Genomic DNA, 22947 nt, shown 5'->3' with positions numbered 1-22947 from the left:
GGCGGCCGGTGTGGGAGGTTCAGGCATTGTAAGAGCTCCCTCGCCACACAGAGAATCTTTTCGGAGCCCGACAACGACGAATCCCGCCACGAGGGGCGGGATTCATTTGCGGCCTTGCACACTCCCGAAGATCAGGAGCCAGGTGCTCAGGACGGGAACAGCTCGGACAGCTTCATGGCCAGCATCATGTCGCCTTCAGCGCGCAGTTTGCCGCCCATGAACGCTTGCATGCCGTCAGTCGAACCGTCGACGATGCCTTCCAGGGTTTCGCCGTCCATTACCAGAGTCACCTGGGCGTCCGGGTTCTCGCCTTCCTGCAGCTCGCAGGTGCTGTCCTTGACGATCAGCGAAAAGTTCTTGGTGTCGTCGATGCGGAAACCGAAAACCAGGTCCAGGCCGGCAGCAGCGGCTGGGTTGAACTTGGCTTTCATTGCTTGTACGGCATCAGCTACGGAGGTCATGGTTTGATCCTTTCTTGGGTATTAAGAGCTGGTTGATTACAGCCAGGGTCACAATAGTCCGGACTCAGCGAAACGTGATGAGTTCCGGGGCCTTCAACAGTTGCAGGTGCGCATGACTGTTGAAGGAAGCCAGGGCCACCTCGCGACCACGAAACTTGAGTTGGTTGAGCGAGGTGTTGACGATTTGCCAGTTCAATTCAAAGGCCTGCCGGGCAGGCATTTGCGTAATCAGGTGGAGCAGGGCGGTGATGGTGCCACCGGAGGTGAACACGGCGATTTTCTGGGTGTTGTCGGCCTGGTCGAGGATGCGATGCAAGCCGGCCTGCACTCGCTCGACAAACCCCAGCCAGCTTTCCAGGCCCGGTGTGTCGTAGGTGCCGGTGAGCCAGCGTTCGATGATCAGGGCGAAGATACGCTGGAACTCACCACGGTTCTGCGCGGCGTTGCGCAGGACGTCCAGGGCTTCGGGTTCGTCCGGCAGCATGGCCGGCAACAGCGCGCGGATCACCGCGTCGGCGTCGAATTCGTTGAAGGCGGAGTCGGTTTCCAGCAGCGGCACCGGCAGGCCCGCCGCGGCGAACTGTTCCAGCGCGCTGTTGGCCGTGTGCTGTTGGCGGCGCAAGTCACCCGCCAGGCAGCGGTCGAAGCTGATCCCGAGTTCGGCCAGGTGCCGGCCAAGGATTTCAGCCTGACGAATGCCGGTCGGCGACAGGACGTCGTAGTCGTCTGCACCAAAGGAGGCCTGGCCATGTCGAATCAAATAGATGCTGCCCACGTCCGCGTCATCCCGGTACGTTGAAGGTCTGGCGAGGTTATGAGGATGGCGGTGAGCTGTCAATGAAAAAACATACGCTTGTTTGAAATGCCCGTTACAGGCCTGTTGCCAGAGGTTACGCGACTGGTCGCAAGGCCGGCGCATGGGTATGCTGGAAGTATCCCGCGCGCGTTCGAGCCGCGCATCGTTTGAGGAGTCCCTGTGGAGTTTTTTTCCGAGTACGCCATTTTCCTGGCCAAGACCGTGACCCTGGTGATCGCCATTCTGGTGGTCCTGGCCAGTTTTGCGGCCTTGCGCAGCAAAGGGCGGCGCAAGTCGTCCGGCCAGTTGCAGGTCAGCAAGCTCAATGATTTCTACAAAGGGTTGCGCGAACGCCTGGAGCAAACCTTGCTCGACAAGGATCAGCTCAAGGCCCTGCGCAAGACCCAGGCTAAAACCGACAAGAAACAGAAGAAAAAAACCGAGGCCAAACCACGGGTGTTCGTGCTGGATTTCAATGGCGATATCAAGGCTTCGGCCACCGAAAGCCTGCGCCACGAAATCACTGCCTTGCTGACCCTGGCCACGCCGAAGGACGAAGTGGTGCTGCGCCTGGAAAGCGGCGGCGGCATGGTTCACAGCTACGGCCTGGCTTCCTCGCAACTGGCGCGTATCCGTGAAGCCGGCGTGCCCCTGACCGTGTGCATCGACAAGGTCGCGGCCAGCGGCGGCTACATGATGGCGTGCATCGGCCAGAAGATCATCAGTGCACCCTTCGCGATCCTCGGCTCGATTGGTGTGGTGGCGCAGTTGCCCAACGTCAACCGCTTGCTGAAAAAGCACGACATCGACTTCGAAGTGCTGACCGCCGGTGAGTACAAGCGCACCCTGACCGTGTTTGGCGAAAACACCGAGAAGGGGCGGGAGAAGTTCCAGCAAGACCTGGACATCACCCATCAATTGTTCAAGAACTTCGTGTCGCGCTATCGCCCGCAACTGGCGATCGATGAAGTGGCCACCGGCGAAATCTGGCTCGGTGTTGCGGCGCTGGAAAAACACCTGGTCGACGAACTCAAGACCAGCGATGAATACCTCGCCGAGCGCGCCAGGCAGTCCGAGCTTTATCACCTGCACTATGCCGAGCGCAAAAGCCTGCAGGAGCGCATTGGCATGGCCGCCAGCGGTTCGGTCGACCGCCTGTTGCTGAACTGGTGGAGCCGTTTGACCCAGCAACGCTTCTGGTAACGGTTCACGCCGGACACAAAAAAAGCCCTGAGCCGGTTTCCGGTTCAGGGCTTTTTTGTCGGGCTACGTACTTACTTAGCGGCGACGGAACAGCGGCAGCGGTTCGTCAGTGGCGGCCTGATAGGTCACCGAGAAGTCCTTGAGACCTTCCAAAGCTTCATACGGGTCTTTATCGGGGCGTACGGCAAAAGCGTCGAATCCACAGCGATGCATGTAGAACAACTGGTCACGCAGCACGTCGCCAATGGCCCGCAATTCGCCCTTGAAACCATAACGGTCACGCAGCAGGCGGGCATTGGAGTAGTTGCGGCCATCGGTGAAGGCCGGGAAGTTCAGGGCGATGACCTGGAACTGCGCCACGTCTTCACCGATTTCCTCGGCTTCTTCATCGGCGTCCAGCCAGATGCCCAGGCCACCGTCGCGGGCCAGAAGCATACGACTGTGTTCGCGCCACAGCTGCAACGGGACGATGTAGTCGTCGCAGTTGGTGATCCCGTCGATACTGAAATCCTTGGGCAGCAGGTGCCAGGTCTCGTCGACGACCTCGTTGTTCTTAATTATTCGCTGCATAGACGCGTTCCTTGAAGAGGTCGATGCCAATACGCTGGTAGGTGTCGATGAAACGCTCGTCTTCGGTACGTTGTTCGATGTACACGTCGATCAACTTCTCGATCACGTCAGGCATGGCTTCCTGGGCGAAGGACGGGCCGAGGATCTTGCCCAGGCTGGCGTCGCGACTGGCGCTGCCGCCGAGGGAAACCTGGTAGAACTCTTCGCCTTTCTTGTCCACCCCGAGAATGCCGATGTGGCCGACGTGGTGGTGGCCACAGGCGTTCATGCAACCGGAGATGTTCAGGTCCAGTTCGCCGATGTCGAACAGGTAGTCCAGGTCGTCGAAACGGCGCTGGATCGATTCGGCGATCGGGATCGACTTGGCGTTGGCCAGGGAGCAGAAGTCACCACCCGGGCAGCAGATGATGTCGGTCAGCAAACCGATGTTCGGCGTGGCGAAGCCTTGCTCGCGCAGCTCGCCCCACATGGCGAACAGCTTGTCCTGCTCGACGTCGGCCAGAATGATGTTCTGCTCGTGGGAGGTGCGCAGTTGACCGAAGCTGTAACGGTCGGCCAGGTCGGCCACGGCGTCGAGCTGCTTGTCGGTGATGTCGCCCGGTGCAACGCCGGTCGGCTTCAGGGACAGTGTGACGGCCACGTAACCCGGCTTCTTGTGGGCCAGGGTGTTGCGCGCGCGCCAGCGGGCGAAGCCCGGGTGCTGCCGGTCGAGCTCGGCCAGGGCGGCGGTCTGGTTTTCCAGCGCCTTGTAGTCCGGGTCGACGAAGTGTTTGGCGACGCGCTGCACTTCGGCTTCGGTCAGCGTGGTCTGGCCACCGCGCAGGTGCTCCATTTCCGCATCGACTTTCTGTGCGAAGACTTCAGGCGTCAGCGCTTTGACCAGGATCTTGATCCGCGCCTTGTACTTGTTGTCACGACGGCCGTAGCGGTTGTAGACCCGCAGGATGGCATCGAGGTAGCTCAACAGGTCTTGCCATGGCAGGAATTCATTGATGAAAGCACCGACCACCGGCGTACGGCCCAGGCCGCCGCCGACCAACACACGGAAGCCCAGTTCGCCAGCGGCGTTGTGCACAGGCTCAAGGCCGATGTCATGGACTTCGATGGCAGCACGGTCGGAGGTCGAACCGTTGATAGCAATCTTGAATTTGCGCGGCAGGTAGGCAAATTCCGGGTGGAACGTGGTCCACTGGCGAACGATTTCGCACCATGGGCGCGGGTCGATCAGTTCGTCGGCGGCGACGCCGGCAAACTGGTCGGTGGTGACGTTGCGCAGGCAGTTGCCACTGGTCTGGATCGCGTGCATCTGCACGGTGGCCAGTTCAGCGAGAATGTCCGGAATGTCTTCCACGGCCGGCCAGTTGAATTGCACGTTCTGCCGGGTACTGATGTGGGCGTAGCCCTTGTCGTAGTCGCGGGCAATCCGGGCCATCATTCGCACTTGGCGCGAAGTCAGTTGGCCGTAAGGCACGGCGACTCGCAACATCGGTGCGAAACGCTGGATATAAAGGCCATTTTGCAGGCGCAGGGGGCGGAATTCTTCTTCGCTCAGCTCGCCTGCCAGATAGCGTCGGGTCTGATCACGGAACTGCTTGACGCGGTCCTCGATGATCCGCTGATCGTATTCGTCGTATACGTACATATAAGTCCTGTTCTCAGGCTTGGGTCGCTCGGATACAGCTGCGTTTTTGTGCTTGCCGGAGTCCGATGGAGCCTCTGCAATTCTGCGCGCACGGCCGCGCACTCCCTACGGAGCCGGGGCAAGATAACAGTTTGTAGTTATGCGTAAAAGTGATGTTTGAGCATATGTAAAGAACCAAATCGCCTAATGAGAATCGTTGTTGCAATGACCCTGTTTGTGGTGCGGGCAATCGTCGTCTTTACTCTGCTCGAGTCTTTATGCAATCACCGATAAAACCGACAAGAGGCGATGCAATGAGCAACCCAACCAAAGCACGGAAAAGCGATAGCACCGTTGATGCCTGGGCAATTTTGTTCCTGATCATTCTGGTCGTGGGGACGGCGGTTTTCTGGGTCAGCCATCAGTAAACGACCCCGTCCGGGCCCGGTTCCGACGATTGTCCGACAAAAAACGGATAAATCGCCGTTTTACGGACGTTCGCTGGCTATAATGCGCGGCGAATTTCCGGGGGCTCGGACGACCAATGTTGAAGTTTCTGTGTGGCGTATTACTGACGCTGGGCATGGTCGTGGGACCCTGTGCCCAGGCGGCGTCAGTGCTGTTCCTGAATCCGGGAACCCCCACGGAAGCTTTTTGGCTGAGTTACTCGCAGTTCATGCAGGCCGCGGCGACCGACCTGGGGATGGACTTGCGCATCCAGTATTCCGACCGTGTTTCCGAAAATACCATCCACCAGGCTCGTGAAGCCCTTCAGGGCTACCATCGTCCCGACTACCTGGTTTTCGTCAACGAGCAGTACATTGCCCCCGAAATCCTGCGGCTGGCCAAAGGCAGCGGTGTGAAGCTGTTCATGGTCAACAACGCCCTGACCCCGGATCAGATGAAGCTTGTCGGCGCGCGACCTGACAAGTACCCCGATTTACTCGGCAGTCTGGTGCCCAATGACGAAGAGGGCGGCTACCTGATGCTCAATGAACTGATCCGACAGCACGGCCCGGTAGCTCCCGGCCAGACCATCGATTTGCTGGCGTTTTCCGGTTTGAAAATCACCCCGTCCGCGCAGTTTCGCGAGAAAGGCATGCGGCGCGCCCTGGCCGAGCACCCCGAGGTGCGATTGCGGCAGTTGGTGTACGGCGGCTGGACCCGGCAACGCGCCTACGAGCAGGCCAGGTTGCTGTTCAAACGCTACCCGCAGACGTCGCTGGTGTGGGCCGCGAATGACGAAATGGCGTTCGGTGTGATGCAGGCCTATGTCGAAGCCGGGGGTGTGCCAGGCAAAGGCGTGTTGTTCGGCGCGATCAACAATTCACCCGCGGCGTTGCAGGCACTGCTGGACCGTCGTCTGAGTGTGTTGCTGGGCGGGCACTTCACCCTCGGTGGCTGGGCGCTGGTGCAATTGCATGACTACGATGAGGGCGTAGACATCAGCCAGTATGGCGGCCGTGACCGACAGGTGCCGTTGTTGCAACTGATCGATCGGACACAGGCCAGGCGGCTGCTGGCGATGGGCACCGGGCAGGGCTTCGGCGTGGATTTCCACAAGCTCTCGGCCAAGGGGCGTCCGGCGTCATGGCGTTACCCGTTCACCCTGCAAACCCTGATGCACTGAGTCGCCTCAAACCCCGGCCAGAAGCAGCACCAGCTTGACGATGCCGAACAGCGTCAATGCGAACACCACCGTGAACCCAATCCCCAGAATCACGAAATGACTCGGCTTGCCGTGAGTGAAATCACGGGCCCGGTTCTTCCCGCTCTGCACCCCGAACGCCGCCGCCATGACGCTGTGCAGCATCTGCCAGAAGGTTGGCGGCTTGTTGTCGGCCGGATCGTCCATAAAACCCTCGCCACGAATGTGTGAGTTGTAAGCATAGACAATTCAGTCGTGCACAAGACAAAAGTGGGAGCGAGCTTGCTCGCGAAGAGGCCGTGTCAGTCGATATTAAAGTCGCCTGATGCACCGCCTTCGCGAGCAAGCCCGCTCCCACAGGGGATCTCCATTGGCCACAATATTGTGGCCGGGAGCTGACTTAGTTGTCGTAACCCAGGTTCGGCGCCAGCCAGCGTTCGGTCACGCTCAACTCCTGGCCTTTACGCGAGGTGTAGCTCTGCACCTGGTCCTTGTCGACCTTGCCCACGGCAAAGTATTGCGCCTGCGGGTGAGCGAAGTACCAGCCGCTGACCGCTGCCGCCGGAAACATCGCGTAGTGCTCGGTGAGGAATACACCACTGCGGCCTGCGCGCATTTCCTGGGCCTCTGGATCGAGCAGGGCAAACAACTGGGCTTTTTCGGTGTGATCCGGGCAGGCCGGATAACCCGGTGCCGGACGGATGCCGGTGTATTGCTCCTTGATCAGCGCTTCGTTATCCAGCACTTCATCCTTGGCATAGCCCCAGTATTCTTTACGCACTTGCTGGTGCAGCCACTCGGCGCACGCTTCGGCCAGGCGGTCGGCCAGGGCCTTGACCATGATCGAGTTGTAATCGTCGCCAGCATCCTGATAGGCCTTGGCCACTTCTTCGGCGCCGATGCCGGCGGTGGTGATGAAACCACCCACGTAGTCGGTCACTTCACTGTCTTTCGGTGCGACGAAGTCGGCCAGGGAGAAGTTCGGCTTGCCGTCGGTCTTGATGATCTGCTGGCGCAAGTGATGCAGCTTGGCCATTGGCTTGCCGTCATCGCCATAGAGCTCGATGTCGTCGTCATGCACCTGGTTGGCTGGCCAGAAGCCGAACACCGCGCGTGCGCTGATCAGCTTTTCATCGATCAATTTGCGCAGCATTTCCCTTGCATCGTTGTACAGCGAGGTAGCGGCTTCGCCGACCACTTCGTCCTGGAGGATGCGCGGGAACTTGCCGGCCAGGTCCCAGGAGATGAAAAACGGTGTCCAGTCGATGTATTCGGCCAGGACGTCGAGGTCAATGTTGTCCAGCACCCGCGAGCCGGTGAACGTCGGTTTGACCGGCGTGTAGGAGGCCCAGTCGAATTGCGGCTTCTTGGCGATGGCCGCGCCATAGCTCAGGCGTTCGGTGCGGGCGCTGCGGTTGGACGTACGCTCGCGAACCTCGATGTAATCCTGGCGGGTTTTCTCGACGAAACCGGCCTTGAGCTCCTTGGACAGCAACTGCGTCGCCACGCCCACGGCGCGGGAGGCGTCGGTGACGTAGATCACCGCATCGTTGCTGTATTTCGGCTCGATCTTCACCGCCGTGTGCGCCTTGGAGGTGGTGGCGCCACCGATCATCAACGGCAGGTGGAAGTCCTGACGCTGCATTTCGCGGGCGACATGGACCATCTCGTCCAGCGACGGTGTGATCAGGCCGGACAGGCCGATGATGTCGCACTTCTGTTCTTTGGCCACCTGGAGGATTTTCTCCGCCGGGACCATCACGCCGAGGTCGACGATGTCATAACCGTTGCAGCCCAGCACCACGCCAACGATGTTCTTGCCGATGTCGTGCACGTCGCCTTTTACGGTCGCCATCAGGATCTTGCCCTTGGCTTCCGGCTTGTCGCCTTTTTCCAGTTCGATGAACGGGATCAGGTGGGCCACGGCCTGCTTCATCACGCGGGCGGATTTCACCACCTGAGGCAGGAACATTTTACCGGCGCCGAACAGGTCGCCGACGATGTTCATGCCGGCCATCAAAGGGCCTTCGATCACTTCGATCGGGCGGCTGAAGGTCAGGCGCGATTCTTCGGTGTCTTCAACGATGTGGGTGGTGATGCCTTTGACCAGCGCATGTTCCAGACGCTTGTTGACGTCCCAGTTGCGCCACTCTTCGGTCTCGGCTTCCTTGACGCTGCCGTCGCCCTTGTACTTGTCGGCGATGGCGAGGAGGGCATCGGTGCCTTCCGGGGTGCGGTTGAGGATCACGTCTTCGACGGCGTCGCGCAGTTCCACCGGGATCTGGTCGTAGATCTCCAGTTGGCCGGCGTTGACGATGCCCATGGTCAGCCCGGCGCGGATCGCGTACAGCAGGAACACCGAGTGGATCGCCTCGCGCACCGGGTTGTTGCCGCGGAACGAGAACGACACGTTGGACACGCCACCGGAGGTCAGCGCATACGGCAGCTCGTCACGGATGTAGGCACAGGCGTTGATGAAGTCGACGGCGTAGTTGTTGTGCTCTTCGATACCGGTGGCCACGGCGAAGATGTTCGGGTCGAAGATGATGTCTTCCGGCGGGAAGTCCACTTCGTTGACCAGAATGTCATAGGAGCGCTTGCAGATTTCTTTCTTGCGCGCTTCGGTGTCGGCCTGGCCGGCTTCGTCGAAGGCCATCACCACCACCGCGGCGCCGTAGCGCTTGCACAGTTTGGCGTGGTGAATGAACTGCTCGACGCCTTCTTTCATGCTGATCGAGTTGACGATGCCCTTGCCCTGGATGCATTTCAGACCGGCTTCGATCACTTCCCACTTCGAGGAGTCGATCATGATCGGTACGCGGGAGATGTCCGGTTCGCCGGCAATCAGATTGAGGAAGGTCACCATGGCCTTCTTCGAATCGAGCATCCCTTCGTCCATGTTGATGTCGATCACCTGGGCGCCGGCTTCGACCTGCTGCAGGGCGACTTCCAGGGCTTCGGTGTAGTTGTCTTCGCGGATCAGGCGGGCGAACTTGGCGGAACCGGTGATGTTGGTGCGTTCGCCGACGTTGACGAACAGCGAGCTGCGATCGATGGTGAACGGCTCCAGGCCCGAGAGGCGGCAAGCCTTGGGAATGTCTGGAATTTCGCGCGGCGCATAACCGGCCACGGCCTTGGCGATGGCTTCGATGTGGCCCGGCGTGGTGCCGCAGCAGCCGCCGACGATGTTGAGGAAGCCGCTTTGGGCGAATTCTTCGATGACCTTGGCGGTTTCCGATGGCAACTCGTCGTACTCGCCGAATTCGTTCGGCAGGCCGGCGTTCGGGTGCGCGGAAACGTGGGTGTTGGCCTTGTTCGACAGCTCTTCGAGGTACGGGCGCAATTCACGGGCGCCGAGGGCGCAGTTCAGGCCGACGGAAATCGGCTTGGCGTGGGCCACGGAGTTCCAGAACGCTTCGGTGGTCTGGCCGGACAGGGTGCGGCCCGAGGCGTCGGTGATGGTGCCGGAAATCATGATCGGCAGTTCGACACCCAGTTCCTCGAACACGCCTTGGACGGCGAAGATCGCGGCCTTGGCGTTCAGGGTGTCGAAAATGGTTTCGATCAGGATCAGGTCGGCGCCGCCTTCGATCAGGCCTTTGGTGGATTCGGTGTAGTTTTCCACCAGTTCATCGAAGGTCACGTTGCGGTAGCCGGGGTTGTTCACGTCCGGCGACAACGAGCAGGTGCGGCTGGTCGGGCCGAGCACGCCGGCAACGAAGCGCGGCTTGTCCGGGGTTTCCAGGGTCTTGGCGTCAGCGACCTTGCGCGCCAGGCGTGCGCCTTCTACGTTTAACTCATACGCCAGGCCTTGCATGCCGTAGTCAGCCAGAGAGATCTGGGTGGCGTTGAAGGTGTTGGTTTCCAGAATGTCAGCACCGGCGTCCAGGTAGGCTTTTTCAATGCCGCCAATCACGTCCGGGCGAGTCAGCACCAGCAAGTCGTTGTTGCCTTTGACATCGCTCGGCCAGTCAGCGAAGCGTTTGCCACGGTAATCCTGCTCTTCGAGCTTGTAGCTCTGGATCATCGTGCCCATACCGCCATCGAGAATCAGGATGCGCTCTTTGAGGGCGTGCTTGAGAGCTTGAAGGCGAACGCTGCGATCGGACATTTGGACTACTCGGTAAGACCATGACGAAGGGCCGGGATGATAGCAAACCTGTGCGCTTTTAGAGCATGACTCGGTTTTGCATGAATATCGTTCATGTTGGCAGGGGTGACAGACCGGTAGAATCGCGGCGTTTTTTCAGGATTCGGGACCAGGGACATGTCGTATCGCTTCGTCATCGGCACATTGCTGCTGTTTTTAAGCTGGGGCGCCGTGGCGCAAAGTCCGGCAGTTTCCTCTGCCATTTCCTACAGCCGTGATATTCAACCGATCTTCACTGAAAAGTGCGTGGCCTGCCACGCCTGCAACGACGCCGCCTGTCAGCTCAACCTGGGCAGCGGCGAGGGCGCGGCGCGTGGCGCGACGAAAGTTCCGGTCTACGACGGTGATCGCAGTAAAGCGGTGGCGCCGACACGGATTTTCTATGACGCCTTCGGCAAGCAGGCCTGGCAGCAAAAAGGCTTTTATTCAGTACTCGACACCCAGGGCAGCCAGGCTGCATTGATGGCGCGGATGCTGGAGCTTGGCCACAAGACCCCGTTGCAACCCAACGCGAAGCTGCCGGAAGACATCGTCCTGGGCCTGAACCGGGAAAACATGTGTGCCATGCCCACGGAGTTCGACGGCTACGCCGCCAAGCATCCGAAGGAGGGCATGCCGCTGGCAGTGACCGGCCTGACCGACCAGCAGTACCAGACGCTGCAACGCTGGCTGGCGGCAGGCGCGCCGATTGATCAGCAGGCGCTGGCGCCCAGCGCCAAGGAAGCCTTGCAGGTGGTGCAATGGGAAAATCTGCTCAATTCGCCGGGTGCCCGGGAAAGTCTGGTGGGGCGCTGGCTGTACGAGCACTGGTTCCTCGCCCATCTCTACTTCAAGGATGGTGAGCCCGGGCATTTCTTCCAGTGGGTGCGTTCGCGCACCCCCACCGGTCAGCCGATCGACCTGATCAACACCCGTCGCCCGAACGATGATCCGGGCACGCAGTTTTACTACCGCTTGTGGCCGGTGCAGGGCGTGATCGTGCACAAGACCCACATCACCTATCCGCTGAGTTCGGCGAAGCTGGCGCGGGTCAAGAGCCTGTTCTACAGCGGTAACTGGCAGGTCGACGCATTGCCGGGCTATGGGCCGCAGAGCCGGGCCAACCCGTTTGCCACCTTCGAAGCGATTCCGGCCCAGGCGCGCTATCAGTTCATGCTCGATAACGCCGAGTACTTTGTGCGTACCTTTATCCGTGGGCCAGTGTGTCGTGGCCAGATCGCCACCGACGTGATTCGCGATAATTTCTGGGCGCTGTTCCAGGCGCCCGAGCATGACCTGTATGTCACCGATCCGATCTATCGCGGGCAGGCCACGCCGTTGCTGGCGATGCCGGGGCAGAACGACGACGTCGGCAGCGTCCTCAGCCTGTGGCACGACTACCGCGACAAACGTAATGAATACGAAGCCTTGCGCCGGGATAGCTACGCCGACCAGCCGGCGCCGAGCTGGTCGACCCTGTGGGCCGGCAACGACAATGCGTTGCTGAGTATCTTCCGCCATTTCGACAGTGCTTCGGTGACCAAAGGCCTGATCGGCGAAGTGCCGCAAACAATGTGGCTGTTCGATTACCCGCTGCTGGAGCGCACCTACTATCAACTGGCAGTGAACTTCGATGTGTTCGGCAACGTGTCCCACCAGGCCCAGACGCGCCTGTATTTCGACCTGATCCGCAACGGTGCCGAGCAAAATTTCCTGCGCCTGATGCCGGCCGAATCCCGGGATGGCTACCTCGACGATTGGTATCAAAATAGTGGCAAATTCAAGATGTGGCTGGACTACGAGTCGATCGACGATGACAAGCCGACTGCACTGAAGCTTGATCCGCAGGATCCCAAGCGGGATTTCGCCCAACAATTGCTGGCCCGTTATGGTGATCTCAATGCCCGGCCTGACCCGATCAATCGCTGCGATGGCGCCTATTGCTCGCGGCCGAACATCGATCCGGACCTGCAAAGTGCCGAACAGGCGTTGAGCCGCCTGACTTCGCGTCCGGCGGCGGGCCTTAAAGTCATCGATCAACTGCCGGAAGCGACCCTGCTGCGGATCGAAACCCGTAGCGGCAAACGCGAGGTCTACAGCCTGCTGCGCAACCGTGCCCACAGTAACGTCGCGTTCCTGCTCGGCGAATCGCTGCGCTATCAGCCAGGGCTCGACACCCTGACGATTTTCCCGGGCGTGCTCGGCAGCTACCCGAACTTCATGTTCAACATCCCGGCCGGGCAAGTGCCGGCGTTTGTGGATGCTATGGAGAGCGCCAAGGATACCGACAGCTTCGAGAAAATCGTCGAACGCTGGGGGATACGTCGCAGTCATCCGCAATTCTGGGCTTATTTCCATGACCTGAGCCGCTACATCCACGAAACCGATCCGGTGGAAGAGGGCGTGCTGGACATGAACCGCTACGAGAATCTCTGAAACACCACCACCCTGTAGGAGCTGGCTTGCCAGCGAAGAGGCCGCGACATTCAACACAAATGTCGACTGATCTGGCGCCTTCGCTGGCAAGCCAGCTCCTACAGGTATCGACTAATCTTTCCCGACAAAAATACTGGGACTTTGTCCGGCGCGTTGATTGGCGTAAACTGCGCCCAAGCCTGCGAGGAGTTTCCATGACCGCTATTACCATCACTGACGCCGCCCACGATTATCTGGCTGATCTGCTCTCCAAGCAGAACACCCCGGGCATCGGCATCCGCGTCTTCATCACCCAGCCTGGCACCCAGTACGCCGAAACCTGCATTGCCTACTGCAAGCCGGGCGAAGAAAAACCCGAAGACACCGCGCTGGGGCTGAAAAGCTTCACCGCGTACATCGACCACTTCAGCGAAGCCTTCCTGGACGATGCCGTTGTCGACTACGCCACCGACCGCATGGGCGGCCAGCTGACCATCAAGGCGCCAAACGCCAAGGTACCGATGGTCAACGCCGACAGCCCGGTGAACGAGCGCATCAACTATTACCTGCAAACCGAGATCAACCCGGGTCTGGCCAGCCACGGCGGTCAGGTCACCCTGATCGATGTGGTCGACGACGGCATCGCTGTCCTGCAGTTCGGCGGTGGTTGTCAGGGCTGCGGCCAGGCCGACGTGACGCTGAAGGAAGGCATCGAGCGCACCTTGCTCGAACGTATTCCCGAGCTCAAGGGCGTTCGCGACGTGACCGACCACACGCAGAAAGAAAACGCCTACTACTAAGGTGTTCGCTGCGAAACGAAAAAACGGCGCCCCGTGAGCGCCGTTTTTTTGTGGGTCGAATTCAGTGGCCCCTTCGCGGGCAAGCCCGCTCCCACAAGATTTTATGTAGGCCGCAATACTGTGACCGACTCGAAACCTGTGGGAGCGGGCTTGCCCGCGAAGGGGGCCTATGGCCTGTAGAGATGCGCATGCCCTGCGCGATACAGCGATGACTCACTGAAGTGGTCACTGCCCAGCACCCGACCCACCAGAATCAACGCGGTACGGCGAAAACCCTTGGCTCGAACCTTCCCGGCAATGTCCTCAAGCGTTCCCACCACCCAATCCTGATCCGGCCAGCTCGCGCGGTGCACCACCGCGATCGGACAGTCGGCGCCGTAATGCGGCAGCAGTTCCTCAACGATCTTCGGCAGGTGACTGACCCCCAAATGAATCGCCATGGTCGCGCCGTGCTGCGCCAGGCTGGAGAATTCCTCTCCGGGTGGCATGGCGGTTTTGTCGGCGTAGCGAGTCAGGATCACACTCTGTGAAATATCCGGCAGCGTGAGCTCTGCACCCAAAAGCGCTGCACAAGCGGCCGTGGCCGTCACGCCTGGCACGATTTCGAACGCAATGCCGAACTCGCGCAGATAGCGGATCTGCTCGCCAATGGCGCCATACAGGCTCGGGTCGCCGGAGTGCACCCGGGCAACATCCTGACCTTTGCCGTGGGCGGTCTTGATCAGGTCGATGATCTGTTCCAGGTGCAGCTCGGCGCTGTTGACCACCTGTTCGGCACAATGACCTTCCAGCACGGCAGCAGGCACCAGGGAACCGGCATAAATGATCACCGGGCAGCTGCGAATCAGACGCTGGCCCTTGACGGTAATCAGTTCGGGGTCGCCGGGACCTGCGCCAATAAAGTAGACGGTCATCGTCGGTTCCTGTGGGGAAAAAAGGGGCTGAACAGGGCTTCAGATGAAGAATGTTCATGATCGATGGCGGGGATTATCGGGGATTTCAGGCGGCGCCGGCCAATGCCAGTGTTGCCTGGGCATATTTTTGTCGTGGAATCAGCAGTTTTGCCGGGGCCTGAGCCAATTGTTCTGCCAAGGCCAGTGCGGCGCTTTCCGCCACGCCGTAGCAACCGGTGCGTTCAAACGCTATTTGCGATTGATGACTGAGTTGCGTCTCATAAACGGCCAGTTGTTCGCTGCTGAAGTACATCAATTCCAGGCCAAGTTGCGTCGCCAACTCGATCAGTGCCGGTTCGTCGCGTTTCAAGTCGATGCTGGCCAGGGCCTTGATTTCATGCAACGGAATTTGATGCGCCGCCAACGCCTGGTCGAGCAGCGCCCGCAACGTGCTGACCGGGCAGCCCCGCTGGCAGCCCAGGCCGACCACCAGGGTCGGCGCTGTGCTGACATCTGTCATGCGTGGTATTGGCCATCGCTTTTGCGACGGAACAACCAGGCGCTGATCAGGCCCAGGGCCAGCCAGAACGCCACGTTGGTCAGTTGCGAAGCGATTTTGAACTGGGCTTCCAGCGCCTCGGGAGCGAGCATCGAATGCACTTCCGGTTGCGGTGCGCCAATCACATGGGGAACAGCGAGGATGGCCGTGCCGAGGACTTTCATCAGCCAGTGACGGCTGAATACGATCAGCGCGATACCGACGGCGGTGGAGGCGGCGGTGCCGACCCACCACAGTTGCCGTTGTGCCAGGTCGGCCGCGGCAGTGCCGGGCAATTCAGGTGGCAGGCCGAGGGTCGGCGCGAGCACGAATGTCGCATAACCGGCCAGGCCCCAGAGCAGGCCCTGGGAGGTTCTGGTCGGCGCGCGCAAGGTGTACAGGCCGGCCAGCATCAAGGCGAAACCGACGGCCACCACCAGGTTACCGCCGGTGGTCGACAGTACGCGCTGCCAGCCGTCTTCCGGCTCCCAGGCTTGCGCATCATGAGTGTGGGCAGCCATCGCACCGTCGGCATGCTCATGCATTTCAACAGCGGCCGGTTCGGCTTTTTCGTAGGTTTCGGCTTGCAGAATCAGGGGTGCGACCCAGAAGCTTTGCAGCAAGGTCAGCAACAGGGCGGCCAGCAGCCCGGTGAAACCTGCGGTTTGCGCAATACGCTTGATCATATTGGCAGGTCTCAATGGCACGGGAACGCGGAGCTGTGGCGGGTATCGTGGGCGGCGTTGTGCACCGCTTCGATGTGCGAGAAACCGGCGAAATACACCAGACACGCACCCAGGATCGACGCGCAGACGGCGGCGGTCAGGCGTTGAGTCAGGGTAGAAGTGGTGCTGGTTGTAGTGTGGCCGGCGCTGCTGATGATCGACATGGCGTTTCCCTCTGGTCTGTCAGCGGGGAATGAGAGCGCATGCAAAACCCCGCACGACCAGGCGCGCAAAGGTTCAAACAGCGCCCGCCCACCGCGGGTTTGTTGGTTCAGTGATCGTACTGGTCACTTTGTGTTGCGGGCCGGTCTCCGGGCTCACGAGGGGTGCAGGCAGCAGCCTGATCCTGCAAGCATCACCTTCCCATGCCACATTGGCACAGTGGATCTGATGCTTCGCTCGCTTACCGTTGCGGGGGCAGCACCGGACTGACATGGCTTTGAAGTAAAGCACATGATTCACCGGTTTCCCGTTTCACCCTGTGAAGGGCACCCGTAACAAAGCGTGTAGGAGAGCATGGGCAGGGGTTGGGCGTCAATTGGCAGGGGTTCTCAACTCGGAATCGTGGTGACTTCTTCGCGAGCAGGCTCGCTCCCACAGGGGAACGCACTTCAATGTGGGAGCGACGGTGCGGCGATCCGACCTGCTCGCGAAGGGGGCACCGCCGATTTCAAGTGAACATTGACCCGCCCCAATACCATGCGTAGCCTTGCGCTTTCGAGGTTCTTCGGCGTTTGTCGAAGCTAAGAAGGGAACGCGGTCGATGCCGCGGCTGCCCCCGCAACTGTGAACGGTGATGTTCGTTGCCACGCCACTGCCGACTCAATCCAAGAGACCGGCGGGAAGGCGCAGCGAATGCCAGGCTCAAGGCCGGCACACCGTCAGCCAGGAGACCTGCCTCGACACAGATTCTCACTTTGAACCGGGCGGGGTGATCCGGTGGCGAACTCTTCAGGCATGCGCGTGCGCGTTGCCGGTCGTCGTCCCGTATGCCCGCCACCTTAGCCATAGGGCATCCGATGAAAACACTGGCCAAACTCCCCGTCACCATCGTTACCGGCTTTCTCGGCTCGGGTAAAACCACGCTGCTGCGGCACATGCTCGACAACGCCCAGGGTCGCCGCATCGCGGTGATCGTCAACGAATTCGGTGAATTGGGCATTGATGGCGAAATCCTCAAGCAGTGCTCGATCGGCTGCACCGAAGAAGAAGCCAACGGCCGTGTCTATGAGCTGGCCAACGGCTGCCTGTGCTGCACCGTCCAGGAAGAATTCTTCCCGGTGATGCGCGAGCTGGTGGCCCGTCGCGGCGATCTCGACCACATCCTCATCGAAACCTCCGGCCTGGCCCTGCCCAAGCCGCTGGTGCAAGCCTTCCAGTGGCCGGAAATCCGCAGCGCCTGCACAGTGGATGCGGTGATCACCGTGGTCGACAGCCCGGCCGTGGCCGCCGGCACCTTCGCTGCGTTCCCGGACCAGGTCGACGCCCAGCGCAAACTCGACCCGAACCTGGACCACGAATCGCCGCTGCACGAACTGTTCGCTGACCAACTGGCCAGCGCCGACCTGGTGATCCTCAACAAAACCGACCTGATCGCCCCGGCAGACCTGGCCCGCGTGCGCCTGGAAGTCGCCGAAGAATTGCCGCCAGCGGTGAAAATCGTCGAAGCCAGCAGCGGTCGCCTGCCGCTGGACGTGCTGATCGGCCTTGGTGCCGGCTCCGAAGAACACATCGACAGCCGCCACAGCCACCACGACCATCATCACGATGGCGACGACGATCATGATGACCACGATCACGACGCCTTCGACTCGATCTCCATCGAACTGCCGCAAGCCGACGAAAGCCTGCTGATGGACGCGCTGACCCAACTGGTGGTCCAGCACGGCATCCTGCGCGTCAAAGGTTTCGCCGCCGTTCCGAACAAACCGATGCGCCTGCTGATCCAGGGCGTGGGCACGCGTTTCGACAAGCACTTCGACCGCCAGTGGGGCGCAGAAGAAGCGCGCAACACCCGCCTGGTGCTGATCGGCCAGGCGCTGGACGCCGCCGTGCTCGAAGCGCAACTGCGCGCCGCGCTCAGCGTGTAAGCCATGCACCTGCTCAGGACCCAGCCCGGCGGTTTCGTGTCGGATGACAACATCGCCGACCTTGGACAAACCCCCGCCGAGCTGGTGGTCCTGTGCAGCGGCGATTCCAGCCTGGCGCTGCTCGCCGAAGCGGCGCAGCAGTTGCCTGACGATTACCCGAGCGTGCGCCTGGCCAACCCGATGCAGGTGCAGAACCATGCCTCGGTCGATTTGTACGTCGACGAAGTGCTGCATCACGCCAAGGTGATCCTGATTTCACTGCACGGCGGCATCGCCTATTGGCGTTACGGCATCGAGCGTCTGGTCGAGCTGTCACAGCGCGGCGTGCAGGTCATTCTGGTACCGGGCGATGATCGCCCGGACCCGGAGCTCAGCGACCTGAGCACCGTCGGCGCCGAGGATCGCGACCGGCTCTGGCAGTTCCTGCGTCAGGGGGGCATGGGCAACGCCCTGGATTTCTTCCGCTGCCTGGCCAACCGCTGGCTGGCGCGTGATTACACCTGGGGCGAACCGCAAACCCTGCCACGCACGGCGATTTACCATCCGCACAAACATTCTGCCGCACTGAGCGACTGGCAGGCCGACTGGCACGCCGATCAACCCGTGGCAGCGGTGCTGTTTTACCGTTCGCATTTGCAGGCGGCGAACACCGCTTTCATTGATATTTTTTGCCAACGTTTGCAGGCAGCGGGATTGAATCCGTTGCCGATTGCGCTGGCGAGTTTGAAAGAACCCGGCTGCCTTTGCGTGGTCGAGGACTGGCTCGACGAGGCCTGCGTCTCGGTGATTCTGAACACCACCGGCTTTGCCCAGTCCAGCCCGGAAGCACCGCACCTGCGGCCGTTCCGCCGCAATATTCCGGTGATCCAGGCGATTTGCGCCCAGGACAACGAACCAGGTTGGCGTGCCAGTGAACAGGGCCTCGGCCCGCGCGATCTGGCGATGCACATCGCACTGCCGGAACTGGACGGGCGGATCATCAGCCGGCCCATCAGCTTCAAGGACCTGGCCTGGCGTAGCGAGCGCAGTCAGTCCGACGTGGTCTGCTACCGCCCGCAACCGGAGCGCATGGATTTCGTCGCCGAACTGGCGCGGCGCTGGGTCGATCTGGCGCGGGTGCCAAACGCCCAGAAGCGCATTGCCCTGATTCTCGCCAATTACCCGACCCGCGACGGTCGCATCGGTAATGGCGTTGGCCTCGACACCCCGGCCGCTGCGCTGAATATCCTGCGGGCACTGCATGGCGAAGGTTATCCGTTGCCGGCTGAGCTGCCGGACAGCGGCACCACCCTGATCCAGCAGTTGCTGGGCGGGGTCAGCAACGATCTCGACACGATCGATCAGCGTCCATGCCAACAAAGCCTGGCCATGGACGACTACCTGACGATGTTCAACGCACTGCCCGAAGCCAACCGCGCGGCGGTACGAGAACGTTGGGGCTCGCCCGAAAACGATCCGATGTTCCGTGGCGGGCGAATGATGATCGCCGGCCTGCGTTTCGGCCTGACCTTCGTCGGCATTCAACCGGCCCGGGGTTATCAGGTCGATCCGAGCGCGGTGTACCACGACCCGGACCTGGTACCGCCCCACGGCTATCTGGCGTTCTACTTCTGGCTGCGCAACACCTATGGCGCCCACGGTGTGATCCACGTCGGCAAACACGGCAACCTCGAATGGCTGCCGGGCAAAGGCGTCGGGCTCTCGGAAAACTGCTGGCCGGATGCGCTGCTCGGGCCGCTGCCGAACATCTATCCGTTCATCGTCAACGACCCGGGTGAGGGCGCCCAGGCCAAACGTCGCACTCAGGCCGTGATCATCGATCACTTGATGCCACCGCTGACCCGCGCCGAAACCTACGGCCCGTTGCGCAACCTCGAACTGCTGGCGGACGAATATTACGAAGCGCAGATGCTCGATCCACGCCGCGCCCGAGAGTTGCAGCGCGACATCCTGCAACTGGTGCGCGACACGCACATCGACCGTGAACTGCAACTGGACGAGCAACTCGACAGCGATGCCGACGCAGCGATCTGGTTGCCGCGCCTCGACACTTACCTGTGCGATTTGAAAGAGTCGCAGATCCGCGACGGCCTGCATGTGTTCGGCGAATCGCCCACCGGCCGTTTGCGTATCGACACCTTGCTGGCGCTGTTGCGCATTCCAAGGGGCGATGGCCGTGGTGCGCAGTCGAGTCTGCTGCGGGCGTTGTCCAAGGCTTTCGAGCTGGTGTTCGATCCGCTCGATTGTGCATTGGCCGAGCCTTGGAGCGGGCCGCGTCCCGAATCACTTTTGTTTGTCAGCGACGAGACTTGGCGCACGGCGGGGGATACCCGCGAACGTCTGGAACTGTTTGCCGCGCAGTTGATTTCGGACGTGTTGAATAGCCCTTGTAGGAGCGAGCTTGCTCGCGATGGAGTGTCAGTCGACACCAATGTGGCTGACACACCATCGCGAGCAAGCTCGCTCCTACAGGGGGCAGGTTGGTCTGAGGTGCAAGCCATCCTCGACAGCCTGCGCGAAGTGGTCGCGCCAAGGCTGGACGCCTGCGGCCCGGCGGAAATGCGCGGTTTGCTCGATGCCCTGAGCGGGCGTTTCGTTCCGGCTGGCCCAAGCGGTGCGCCGAGTCGCGGTCGTCTGGACGTGCTGCCCACCGGGCGCAACTTTTACTCGGTGGACGTGCGCAACCTGCCGACCACCACGGCGTGGCGCATCGGTTTCCAGTCGGCCAACCTGATTCTCGAACGGCACCTGCAAGACCACGGCGATCATTTGCGCCAGCTCGGCCTGTCGGTATGGGGCACCGCGACCATGCGCACCGGCGGCGATGACATCGCCCAGGCGATGGCGTTGATGGGGGTGCGTCCGGTCTGGGCGACCGGCAGTCAGCGGGTCGATGATTTCGAGATTCTGCCCCTGAGTTTGCTTGACCGTCCGCGGGTGGACGTGACCTTGCGTGTGTCCGGTTTCTTCCGTGATGCCTTCGCCAATCTGATTCGTTTGTTCGACGCGGCGGTGCAAGCGGTCGCCGACCTGGATGAGCCGGACGACCTCAACCCGTTGGCGGCCAAGGTGCGCGCCGAGCGTGCAGCCTTGTTGCAGACAGGGCTCGATGAAGACGCTGCGCGACGTCAGGCCGGCTGGCGGATTTTCGGGGCCAAGCCCGGTGCCTACGGCGCAGGCGTGCAGGGCGCCATCGACGGTCGGCTGTGGCAGACCCGCGAAGACCTGGCCGAGGTTTACCTCAACTGGGGTGGCTACGCTTACGGGGGGGCTGACGAGGGCACCGCCGCTCGTGAACAGTTCACCCAGCGTTTGCGCCAGGTACAGGCGGTGCTGCAAAACCAGGATAACCGCGAGCACGACCTGCTCGACTCCAACGATTACTACCAGTTCCAGGGTGGCATGCTCGCGGCGGTGGAAAGCCTGAAAGGCGAGGCGGCGGCCAGTTATCATGGCGATCACAGTCAGCCGGACCTGCCGAAGATTCGCACCCTGAAGGAAGAGCTGAACCGGGTGATCCGCTCCCGGGCCGCCAATCCGAAATGGCTCGAAGGCGTTAAACGTCACGGCTACAAAGGTGCGTTCGAAATGGCCGCGACAGTCGACAACCTGTTCGCCTTCGATGCCACCACGCAGTTGATCGATGACTACCAGTACGCGTTGTTGGCCGATGCCTATTTGCTCGACCCGGACACCCGGGATTTTGTTCGCGAACACAATCCCCATGCCTTGCGCGACATGACTGAACGCATGCTCGAGGCTCAACAACGCGGGATGTGGAAGGACCCGGGCGAGTACCGCGAGGCCCTGGAGAATTTGTTGCTGGATATAGAAGAAGACGGCTAATCACCGCAATTCCTGTAGGAGCGGGCTTGCCCGCGAAGAGGCCAGCACATTCGATGCAGCTTTATTGGCTGGAACACCGCTTTCGCGGGCAAGCGCGCTCCCACAGGGATTGGGGCGCCTGTGAGATCACCGACCATGACCGAGATTCAACAATGACCGACACCCCGCATTTCCCGCTCTGCGCCGTGGTCGGCGCCGACGATTTGAAGCTGGCCCTGTACCTGACTGCCATCGACCCGAAAATCGGCGGGGTACTGATCGAAGGCCCGCGGGGCATGGCCAAGTCGACACTGGCCCGCGGTCTGGCGGACCTGCTGGCCAGTGGTCAGTTCGTCACATTGCCATTGGGTGCCACCGAGGAGCGCCTGGTCGGCACCCTCGATCTCGACGTGGCGCTGGGCGAAGGTCGCGCGCAGTTTTCTCCCGGCGTACTGGCCAGGGCTGACGGCGGCGTGCTCTACGTCGACGAGGTCAATCTGTTGCCTGATCACCTGGTAGATCTGCTGCTCGATGTGGCTGCCAGCGGCACCAACCTGGTCGAGCGTGACGGCATTTCCCATCGGCACTCGGCGAAGTTTGTGCTGATTGGCACCATGAACCCGGAAGAGGGTGAACTGCGCCCGCAATTGCTCGACCGCTTCGGCCTGAACGTCGCCCTCAGTGGTAACACGGCGCCGGCCGAGCGCGGGCAGATCATCCGTCGGCGACTGGATTTCGACAGCGATCCGCAACGTTTCTGCGCCGAATGGGAATCGGCGCAGGCGTCTCTGCGCGAACGTTGTCAGAACGCACGTAATGCACTGGCAAGCATTCCCCTCGACGACCAGGCACTGGCATGCATCACCGAACGCTGCTTTGCCGCCGGTGTCGATGGCTTGCGCGCCGATCTGGTCTGGCTGCGGGCCGCACGGGCTCACGCCGCCTGGCGCGGGGCAAACGCCATCGCCGAGGAAGATATCGACGCAGTCGCCGAGTTCGCCTTGCGCCATCGTCGTCGCTTACATTCGCCACCTGCATCGCAACCTTCCCAGGCACCGCAGCAGCCATCCACCCAACATTCCAACCCGAGCGAAGGCCAGGGCCAATGGGGCGACATGCCCGCCCAGGTGCTGCCGGTCGGCGCACGTCGTGAAGTGCCGAGCTGGCCAAAAAAGCCATAGGCATTCGCCCTCGCTCTGACGCGGGGGCGAATGCCAGACCCCGAGCCGGACG

Annotated in this window: 17 protein-coding genes and 2 riboswitches; of the genes, 7 read left to right on the top strand and 10 right to left on the bottom strand. The window is 61.2% G+C overall.

Annotated elements, in window-relative coordinates:
* Window positions 1-146: 146 nt before the first annotated feature.
* Both PMI31_RS02235 and PMI31_RS02230 read right to left on the bottom strand, forming a co-directional pair.
* A complete protein-coding gene (locus PMI31_RS02235; protein WP_008015934.1) occupies window positions 147-461 on the bottom strand; it encodes an SCP2 sterol-binding domain-containing protein in 315 nt (104 codons plus the stop codon).
* Between the two features lie 64 nt (window positions 462-525).
* The gene (locus PMI31_RS02230) at window positions 526-1236 is read right to left on the bottom strand and encodes a histidine phosphatase family protein (protein ID WP_008015933.1); all 711 of its coding nucleotides are present in this window, start codon (window positions 1234-1236) and stop codon (window positions 526-528) included.
* A 201-nt stretch (window positions 1237-1437) separates the two neighbouring features.
* Here PMI31_RS02230 and sohB point away from each other — a divergent pair, with 201 nt between their 5' ends.
* The gene (sohB, locus tag PMI31_RS02225; protein WP_008015932.1) at window positions 1438-2460 is read left to right on the top strand and encodes a protease SohB; all 1023 of its coding nucleotides are present in this window, start codon (window positions 1438-1440) and stop codon (window positions 2458-2460) included.
* Between the two features lie 75 nt (window positions 2461-2535).
* Here sohB and PMI31_RS02220 read toward each other — a convergent pair whose 3' ends face one another.
* Window positions 2536-3030 carry a DUF934 domain-containing protein gene (locus PMI31_RS02220; RefSeq protein ID WP_008015931.1) on the bottom strand — a complete coding sequence of 165 codons (495 nt, stop codon included), beginning with the start codon at window positions 3028-3030 and terminating at the stop codon, window positions 2536-2538.
* Window positions 3014-4672: a nitrite/sulfite reductase gene (locus PMI31_RS02215; protein ID WP_008015930.1), complete on the bottom strand. Its 1659-nt coding sequence runs from the start codon at window positions 4670-4672 to the stop codon at window positions 3014-3016. The genes PMI31_RS02220 and PMI31_RS02215 overlap by 17 nt, the downstream gene beginning before the upstream one ends.
* 523 nt (window positions 4673-5195) lie before the next feature.
* On the opposite strand from PMI31_RS02215, the gene PMI31_RS02210 reads away from it, so the two are divergent.
* Window positions 5196-6281 carry an ABC transporter substrate-binding protein gene (locus PMI31_RS02210; protein ID WP_008015929.1) on the top strand — a complete coding sequence of 362 codons (1086 nt, stop codon included), beginning with the start codon at window positions 5196-5198 and terminating at the stop codon, window positions 6279-6281.
* A gap of 6 nt (window positions 6282-6287) precedes the next feature.
* On the opposite strand, the gene PMI31_RS02205 is transcribed toward PMI31_RS02210, so the two are convergent.
* Both PMI31_RS02205 and metH read right to left on the bottom strand, forming a co-directional pair.
* On the bottom strand, window positions 6288-6506 hold the full coding sequence (locus PMI31_RS02205; protein ID WP_008015928.1) for a DUF2970 domain-containing protein: 219 nt from the start codon (window positions 6504-6506) through the stop codon (window positions 6288-6290).
* A 193-nt stretch (window positions 6507-6699) separates the two neighbouring features.
* Complete coding sequence (gene metH / locus PMI31_RS02200) at window positions 6700-10410, bottom strand: methionine synthase (RefSeq protein WP_008015927.1); 3711 nt, start codon at window positions 10408-10410, stop codon at window positions 6700-6702.
* Between the two features lie 156 nt (window positions 10411-10566).
* Here metH and PMI31_RS02195 point away from each other — a divergent pair, with 156 nt between their 5' ends.
* Window positions 10567-12864 (top strand): fatty acid cis/trans isomerase, encoded by a 2298-nt coding sequence (locus tag PMI31_RS02195; RefSeq protein WP_008015926.1) that lies wholly within the window; start codon window positions 10567-10569, stop codon window positions 12862-12864.
* Between the two features lie 194 nt (window positions 12865-13058).
* A complete protein-coding gene (gene nfuA / locus PMI31_RS02190) occupies window positions 13059-13643 on the top strand; it encodes a Fe-S biogenesis protein NfuA (RefSeq protein WP_008015925.1) in 585 nt (194 codons plus the stop codon).
* 167 nt (window positions 13644-13810) lie between these two features.
* Here nfuA and cobM read toward each other — a convergent pair whose 3' ends face one another.
* From cobM to PMI31_RS02170, 4 genes are all read right to left on the bottom strand, one after another.
* Complete coding sequence (gene cobM, locus PMI31_RS02185; protein ID WP_008015924.1) at window positions 13811-14557, bottom strand: precorrin-4 C(11)-methyltransferase; 747 nt, start codon at window positions 14555-14557, stop codon at window positions 13811-13813.
* Window positions 14558-14642: 85 nt separating this feature from the next.
* Entirely contained in the window at window positions 14643-15056 is a 414-nt protein-coding gene (locus tag PMI31_RS02180; RefSeq protein ID WP_008015922.1) for a cobalamin biosynthesis protein, read from the bottom strand.
* Window positions 15053-15760: a CbtA family protein gene (locus tag PMI31_RS02175; protein WP_008015919.1), complete on the bottom strand. Its 708-nt coding sequence runs from the start codon at window positions 15758-15760 to the stop codon at window positions 15053-15055. Before PMI31_RS02175 ends, PMI31_RS02180 begins: the two co-directional genes overlap by 4 nt.
* An 11-nt stretch (window positions 15761-15771) precedes the next feature.
* Window positions 15772-15963: a CbtB domain-containing protein gene (locus PMI31_RS02170; protein ID WP_008015918.1), complete on the bottom strand. Its 192-nt coding sequence runs from the start codon at window positions 15961-15963 to the stop codon at window positions 15772-15774.
* A gap of 121 nt (window positions 15964-16084) precedes the next feature.
* Window positions 16085-16310, bottom strand: a riboswitch (cobalamin riboswitch).
* 192 nt (window positions 16311-16502) lie between these two features.
* Window positions 16503-16715, top strand: a riboswitch (cobalamin riboswitch).
* A 103-nt stretch (window positions 16716-16818) separates the two neighbouring features.
* Between PMI31_RS02170 and cobW the strand changes: the two genes are divergently transcribed.
* The 3 genes from cobW (at window position 16819) to PMI31_RS02155 (ending at window position 22895) form a co-directional block, all read left to right on the top strand.
* A complete protein-coding gene (gene cobW / locus PMI31_RS02165; RefSeq protein WP_008015916.1) occupies window positions 16819-17889 on the top strand; it encodes a cobalamin biosynthesis protein CobW in 1071 nt (356 codons plus the stop codon).
* A gap of 3 nt (window positions 17890-17892) precedes the next feature.
* Complete coding sequence (cobN, locus tag PMI31_RS02160; RefSeq protein ID WP_008015914.1) at window positions 17893-21735, top strand: cobaltochelatase subunit CobN; 3843 nt, start codon at window positions 17893-17895, stop codon at window positions 21733-21735.
* Window positions 21736-21887: 152 nt separating this feature from the next.
* On the top strand, window positions 21888-22895 hold the full coding sequence (locus PMI31_RS02155; RefSeq protein ID WP_008015913.1) for an ATP-binding protein: 1008 nt from the start codon (window positions 21888-21890) through the stop codon (window positions 22893-22895).
* Window positions 22896-22947: the final 52 nt, after the last annotated feature.

It is taken from the genome of Pseudomonas sp. GM55 (assembly GCF_000282395.1).
GTDB lineage: Bacteria > Pseudomonadota > Gammaproteobacteria > Pseudomonadales > Pseudomonadaceae > Aquipseudomonas > Aquipseudomonas fluorescens_CC.
This window is presented reverse-complemented; position numbering and strand designations above follow the sequence as displayed.

Excerpts from the sequence above, each read along its gene's own strand:
- PMI31_RS02235 (WP_008015934.1), bottom strand. The coding sequence starts at position 461 with ATGACCTCCGTAGCTGATGCCGTACAAGCAATGAAAGCCAAGTTCAAC.
- cobM (WP_008015924.1), bottom strand. The coding sequence starts at position 14,557 with ATGACCGTCTACTTTATTGGCGCAGGTCCCGGCGACCCCGAACTGATT.
- PMI31_RS02205 (WP_008015928.1), bottom strand. The coding sequence starts at position 6,506 with ATGGACGATCCGGCCGACAACAAGCCGCCAACCTTCTGGCAGATGCTG.
- PMI31_RS02180 (WP_008015922.1), bottom strand. The coding sequence starts at position 15,056 with ATGACAGATGTCAGCACAGCGCCGACCCTGGTGGTCGGCCTGGGCTGC.
- PMI31_RS02220 (WP_008015931.1), bottom strand. The coding sequence starts at position 3,030 with ATGCAGCGAATAATTAAGAACAACGAGGTCGTCGACGAGACCTGGCAC.
- PMI31_RS02170 (WP_008015918.1), bottom strand. The coding sequence starts at position 15,963 with ATGTCGATCATCAGCAGCGCCGGCCACACTACAACCAGCACCACTTCT.
- cobN (WP_008015914.1), top strand. The coding sequence starts at position 17,893 with ATGCACCTGCTCAGGACCCAGCCCGGCGGTTTCGTGTCGGATGACAAC.
- PMI31_RS02175 (WP_008015919.1), bottom strand. The coding sequence starts at position 15,760 with ATGATCAAGCGTATTGCGCAAACCGCAGGTTTCACCGGGCTGCTGGCC.
- PMI31_RS02210 (WP_008015929.1), top strand. The coding sequence starts at position 5,196 with ATGTTGAAGTTTCTGTGTGGCGTATTACTGACGCTGGGCATGGTCGTG.
- nfuA (WP_008015925.1), top strand. The coding sequence starts at position 13,059 with ATGACCGCTATTACCATCACTGACGCCGCCCACGATTATCTGGCTGAT.
- metH (WP_008015927.1), bottom strand. The coding sequence starts at position 10,410 with ATGTCCGATCGCAGCGTTCGCCTTCAAGCTCTCAAGCACGCCCTCAAA.
- PMI31_RS02215 (WP_008015930.1), bottom strand. The coding sequence starts at position 4,672 with ATGTACGTATACGACGAATACGATCAGCGGATCATCGAGGACCGCGTC.
- cobW (WP_008015916.1), top strand. The coding sequence starts at position 16,819 with ATGAAAACACTGGCCAAACTCCCCGTCACCATCGTTACCGGCTTTCTC.
- PMI31_RS02195 (WP_008015926.1), top strand. The coding sequence starts at position 10,567 with ATGTCGTATCGCTTCGTCATCGGCACATTGCTGCTGTTTTTAAGCTGG.
- PMI31_RS02155 (WP_008015913.1), top strand. The coding sequence starts at position 21,888 with ATGACCGACACCCCGCATTTCCCGCTCTGCGCCGTGGTCGGCGCCGAC.